General features: G+C 72.0%; 2 protein-coding genes. Both read right to left on the bottom strand.

Features of this window, described 5'->3' with window-relative positions; genetic code table 11:
* Positions 1-4889: non-ribosomal peptide synthetase (locus BMY89_RS29610; RefSeq protein ID WP_139218048.1), on the bottom strand; the 4889-nt coding region annotated here is incomplete at its 3' end.
* A partial coding sequence (locus BMY89_RS29605) for a non-ribosomal peptide synthetase (RefSeq protein WP_232521622.1) occupies positions 4886-6489 on the bottom strand: 1604 nt, incomplete at its 5' end. The genes BMY89_RS29610 and BMY89_RS29605, both read right to left, overlap by 4 nt.

The following is a 6489-nucleotide window of genomic DNA, read 5'->3' as shown; positions in this document are numbered from 1 at the left end:
GCCACCAACGACCCGTACGACACCGACACATCCCCATCCACCACCGCCACCGCACCCGGCGACAACCCCGCCCACCGCGCCACCAACGCGTCGACGGTGAGCTGCGGGGACTGGTCCCGGGTGGTCCGGTTCCACCGGTGGATCTGGGCCCGCTCCGCTGGCGAGGTGAGGTCCACCTCGGCGAGCGGACGGTCGGGGTCGGCCACGATGGAGCGCAGCGCGGCCAGGTAGTAGTCGCGCACGCGCCGGATCTGTTCCGGCGAGAACTCGGTGGTGTGGTAGTCGAGCCCCATCAGCAGGCCGCTGGCCCCGGGGTCGCGCAGGAACCCGCAGACGAACGGGTAGTTGGTCGGCTCGACCCGCATCGTGGTGAACGAGTTGATCTTCGGATCGACGATCCGCACGTCCCGGTCGGCCAGGCCGCGCATGACGTGGAAGTGGTTGTAGACGAAGTGGGTCTCGTAGAGCGACTCCCCGTCGGCCAGGCGCTGGATCTCGGCCATCGGGAAGCGGCGATGCGGCAGCAGCTCGTTCTCCTCGGTGAGCATCGCCCGGATCAGGTCCGTCCAGCTGCCGCCGGCCACGGTGGCGGTGACCGGCAGCGAGTTGAGGAACAGACCCCGCGACTCGGTACCGTCGAGCACCTCCAGCCGACCGTTGAAGGCCATCCCGGTGACGACCTCGCGGCTGCCGGTCAGATGGGCCAGCACCCGCATGTGCGCGGCGAGCAGCACGCTCTTGAGCGGTACGCCGACGCGGGCGGCCACCGCCGCCAGCCCCGCGCAGACGTCGTCCGGAATCTTCGTCTCCAGCCACCGGTAGAAGTCGGAGTGGCCCGGCGGCAGCTCCCACTCCAGCAGCGGCTGCTCGTCCGGCCCGGGCTGCGGCTGCTCCAGCGGCTCGACCTCGGCGCCCAGCGGCCAGCGGGGCAGGCGAAGCCGGCTAGCCTGCCGGACCTTCGCCGACCAGAACTCCCGCTCCTGCGCCGACGAGAGCGCGGCGCGCTCGGCCTCGATGAACTCGCGATAGGTCGAGGCGGGCCTGGGCGCGGCGGTGCTCGACGGATCCCGCATCAGCTCCATGTAGCGCTGCAGGATCTCGGTGATCGAGGAGTGCAGGCTCCAGCCGTCGAGGATGGCGTGGTGCTCCACCAGCGTCCACTCGAAGGACTCGTCGCTGCGCCAGTGGAAGACGAAGCGCCACAACGGTGGCCGGGCAAGGTCGAACGGGACGTCGCGCAGCCCCTCGATCACCTCGACGATCCGGCGGTCCTGCTCCTGCTCGGACAGTCCGCGTACGTCGACCACCTCGATCGGCAGCTCCGCCTCGCGGTGCACCACCTGGAGCATCTCGCTGTACTCGCTGAGATGGAACGAGGTGCGCAGGATGTCGTGCCGGTCGACGATCTGCTGCACGGCCCGCCGGATCAACGCCTCGTCGAAGGGGGCCCGGACATGGAAGCTGTCGACGTTCTGGTAGAGGCGACGCCCCTCGTCGGCCTCCATGTGGAAGATCATTCCGGCCTGCAACACCGCCATCGGGTACGCGTCCACCGCGTCCTCGGGCAGCAGCTCCCGGTCCCGGTCGCTGATCAGGGCGAAGGGCGCCTCGGCGGTGGTGGGCGCCTGGGCGGCGGTGACCTCGCCGGCCAGTGCGGCGATGGTCGTCCGCTGGAACAGTTGCTGCAACGAGAAGTCGAGGCCGCGGGCGCGGGCCAGGCCGATCACCTGGACGCTGCGGATGGAGTCGCCACCCAGGTGGAAGAAGTTGTCCTCGACGCTGACCTGGTCGAGTTCCAGGACGGTCGCCCAGATCTCGGCGAGGGTCCGCTCGGTGTCGTTGCGGGGCGCCACGTGCGGCCGGGCCAGCGCGGGCCGACCGTCCCCGGGCGCCGGTAGCCTCCGCCGGTCGATCTTGCCGTTGGCGGTCAGTGGGAACGCGTCGAGCATGATCACGACCGACGGGATCATGTGGCTGGGCAGGGTGGGTTCGAGGAACTGGTGGACGGCCTCGACCGTGAGGTCGCCGTCGGCGACCAGGTAACCGACCAGCCGGCGTTCGGTGCCCGGCTCGCCGTGCGCGATCACCAGGCAGGCACGCACCGCGGAATGCGCCAGCAGCGCGGCTTCGACCTCGGCCGGCTCGATCCGGAAGCCACGGATCTTCACCTGGTGGTCGAGACGGCCGAGGTACTCCAGCGTGCCGTCGGGCCGCCAGGCCGCCAGGTCACCGCTGCGGTACCGCCGACCGCCGGGGTTCGCCGGGTCGGCGACGAAGCGCTGCGCGGTCAACGCGGGTCGCCGCCAGTAGCCGAGGGCGACGCCGTCACCGCCGACGTAGAGCTCACCGGGGACACCGATCGGGGCGGGTCGACCGAGTTCGTCGAGCACGTGCAGGCTCAGGTCGGCGACCTGCCGCCCGATCGGGCTGTGCCGGTCGGCCAGCAGGTCGGCGGTGAGCCGGCAGTACGTGGTGTGCACCGTCGTCTCGGTGATCCCGTACATGTTGATCATTTCCGGGCTGGTCTCCGGGTGCCGGGTCCACCAGCGGCGCACCGCGTCGGGGTCCAGCGCCTCACCCGCGAAGATGACCAGCCGGACGGCCAACTCCGCCCGACGCCGCTCATCGACGGCCTCGAACTGGCGGAACGCCCCCGGCGTCTGGCTCAGCACGGTGACCCCCGCACGGGCCACCAGCTCGTAGAACGCCTCCGGGTCGCGGCTCTCCCAGTAGCGCACCACGGCGAGCGTGCCGCCGTGGGTCAGCGCGCCCCAGGTCTCGAAGACCGAGACGTCGAAGGAGGCGGAGTGGAAGAGGCTGAAGACGTCCTGCGGCCCGAAATGGAACTGCTCGTCGGTCGCCGCGAACAGCCGCAGCACGCTGCGGTGCGAGACCATGACCGCCTTCGGCGCACCGGTGGAGCCGGAGGTGTAGATGAGGTAGGCGGGATCGTCGACGGCCGGTACGGCCAGCGCCGGGGCGCCATCCGTGCCGACGCGTACCGCCTCCTCGATGCCGACGGCGCGGACGTGGTCGGGCAGCGTGAGATCGGCCGGGATCGCGTCGTCAGCGGTGACGACGACCCGCAGGCCGCTGTCGCGCACGATGAAGTCGAGCCGTTCGCCCGGGTAGTCGGGGTCCAGCGGCACGTAGGCGGCACCGGCCCGCAGCGCGCCCAGCATGCCGACGACGAGGTCGGCCGAGCGGCGGCAGCACACCCCCACCATGTCGCCCCGCCCGATCCCGTCACGGCGCAGGGTGGCGGCCACCGCGTCGGCGGCGGCCAGCAGCTGCGCGTAGGTCAACCGGGTCTCGCCGTCGAGCACCGCGACGTGGTCCGGGCGCTGCCGCGCGTGCCTGGCGACCAGGTCACCGATGGGCTCGTCGACGGGGAACCTCCGCGCGCTGCCCGACCAGCCCTCGAGGGTGCGGCGCTCCTGCTCCGGCAGCCCGCAGATCTCGGCGACGGACCGGTCCGCATCGGCGACCAGCCGCTGCACCAGCGTGAACCACTGCTGGGCGAAGCGATCCATGGTGGCGGCGTCGAACAGATCGGTGGCGTACTCCAACTCCACCCGCATGCCGTCGGTGCCGGCGTCGTAGACGAGCAGGGTGACGTCGAACTTGGCCGTGCCGGTGTCGACGCCGACCGGCCGGGCGGTGATCCCGTCGCCGAGCCCCCACTGGGCCGGATCCTGGCGCTGGAGCACGAACTGCACCTGCACCAGCGGCGACCAGGCCAGCTCGCGCTCCGGGGCCAGCGCCTCGACCAGTGCCGCGAACGGCACCTCCTGGTGGTCCTGCGCGTCGACCGAGGCGGCACGGACCCGGGTGACCAGGTCGGCGAAGGTCGGCGCGCCGGACAGGTCCACCCGCAGTGCGAGGGTGTTGACGAAGAAGCCGACCAGGTCGTCCAGTTCGGGCACCGGCCGACCGGCGACCGGCGTGGCCACCACCACGTCGGTGCGGCGGGACCAGCGGCCGACCAGCAGGGCGAAGGCGGAGAACAGGACGTCGAAGACGGTGCTCGCGCGCTGTCGGGCCAGAGACCGTACGGCGTCGGCCACGGCGGGAGCCAGTTCGGCGTGCACGGTACGTCCCGCGTAGCTCTGCACCGGCCGGCGGACCCGGTCGGCCGGCAGCTCCAGCACCGGCGGCAGGTCGTCGAGCTGCCGGCGCCACCACTGCACACCGTCGCGCAGCCGGGTGCCGGTCAGTTGGTCCCGCTGCCAGGCGGCGAAGTCGCCGTAGCCGAGGGCCCGGTCCCGGCGCGGGGGCTGCGCGCCGACGACCAACGCCTGGTACGCCTCGGCGAGCTCGGCGAGCAGGATCTCCAGCGACTGCCCGTCGCAGGCGACGTGGTGGATCGACAGCCACAGCAGCCACCGGTCGTCGGCGTACCGGATCAGACCGCCGCGCAGCAGCGGTGCCCGCGACAGGTCGAAGGGTTCGGCGACGGCGGCACGTACCGCGGCCCGCGCCTGGGTCTCGGCCTGCGCTCCGGCGGCCCGTACGTCCCGGACGCTCCACGGCACCTCGATGCCCTCGGCGGCCCGGCGCAGTCGGGGCCGTCCCTGCTCGGTGCCGATCGCGGTACGCAGCGCCTCGTGCCGGTCGACGAGGATCTGCACCGCGGCGCGCAGCGCGTCGGGGTCCACCTGACCGGTCAGATCGATGGCGACCGGCACGTTGTAGAGCGGGGAGCCGGGCCGCCAGCGGTCCAGGAACCACAGGCGTTCCTGCCCTGGCGACAGGACCGTCGGCTCGCCGGCGGTGGCGGCGATGACCGGGCGTGGGGCCGGGTCGGCGATCCCCGCCTGCGCCAGCAGGTGGTCGATGAGGTCGTCCTCGGTCGGCCCCAGCGGCCCGGCGAAGTCAGCGGTCGTCACCAGTGTTCTCCTTCGTTGCTGCGGACGCCTTGGGCGAGTCGTGCGGCGCGTTCGTTGGGGCTGAGTCGGCGGACCTGCATGACGACGGCGGCGATCTGGTCGATCCGGCGGGCGTCCGGCCCGTCGGCGCGCAGGCGCCGGGCCAGGTCTCCGACGGTGGGTTGCTCGACGAGCTGGCGGACCGACACCGGCGTCCGCAGGGTGCGTTCCAGGCGTCCGCAGACCTGGACGGCGTGCAGGGAGTGGCCACCGAGGGCGAAGAAGTTGTCGTCGACACCGACCTCGTCGACGTCGAGCACCTCGGCCCAGACCGAGGCGATGATCTGTTCGAGTGGTTCGCTCGGTGCTCGGAAGACGGCCTGGCCGGCACGCTTCTCGGGGTCGGGTTCCGGAAGTGCCGCCCGGTCGATCTTCCCGTTCGGGTTCAGCGGCAGGGAATCCATCACCACGAACGACGCCGGGACCATGTGCTCCGGCAGCCGCTCGCCCACGAACTCCCGCAGCTGAGCCACGCTCACCGGCGCACCCGCCACCGGCTCCACGTAACCCACCAACCGCACCGGGCCAGCACCGGACCGCGAGGCGACCACCACACCCGACGCCACCGCCGGGTGCGCCACCAGCGCCGACTCCACCTCACCGAGCTCGACCCGGAAACCCCGGACCTTCACCTGGTGATCAGTACGGCCGACGAACTCCAACGAGCCGTCCGGCCGCCAGCACACCACGTCCCCGGTCCGGTACAACCGCCCCCCGGCGACACCCGAGAACCCGTCCGGCACGAAGCGGTCGGCGGTCAGACCCGCACGGTTCCAGTAGCCCCAGGCGACCCCCGGGCCGCCCAGCCACAGTTCCCCCGCGACACCCACCCCCACCAGCGAGCCGACCTCGTCCACCACGTAGGCCCAGGTGTTCGCGATCGCCGAGCCGATCGCCCCCGAACTGGCGGGCCTGTCGCGCAGGCGGGTGTAGGTGGAGAAGGTGGTCACCTCGGTCGGGCCGTAGATGTTGTGCAGGTGGGCGGGGCCCTGCCCGCTGTCGATGAGCCGGCCCACGGTGCCCGGATCGAAGGTCTCCCCGCCGAAGTAGAGCTGCCGCACCGTGGCGAACGCGTCCGGCACCGTGTTGACGGTGGCGTTGAACAGCGCGGTGGTGATGAAGACCGTGCTGACCGAGCGGGCGCGCAGGTGGGCGGCGAGGCCCACCGGCGAGAGCACCGTCTCGGTGGGCACGATGACCACCTGCCCGCCGTTGGCGAGCGCGCCCCACACCTCGAAGGTGATGGCGTCGAAGCTGGCGTTGGAGAGCTGCGCGATGACGGTCTGCGGGGTCAGCTCGACGTAGTCGGGCCGACCGACCAGGCGGGTGATGCCGCGGTGCGGCACCACGACACCCTTGGGGGTACCGGTCGACCCGGAGGTGTAGATGACGTAGGCGGCGTCGTCCCCGCCACGCCGGTCCTGCTCGTCCAGGAGGTGACGGCGGGCCGGGTCGGTCCCGGTGGTGACGTCGGTGATGTCGACGGCCTCCCGGCCGGTCAGCGGAAGCTGGTCGAGCAGATCCCGATGCCCCACCACCACCCGCACATCCGTATCCGCCA

This window comes from Micromonospora phaseoli (genome assembly GCF_900109115.1).
Classification (GTDB): domain Bacteria; phylum Actinomycetota; class Actinomycetes; order Mycobacteriales; family Micromonosporaceae; genus Micromonospora; species Micromonospora phaseoli.
Note: the sequence above shows the minus strand (reverse complement) of the source record. Positions and strands in the feature narration are given on the sequence as shown.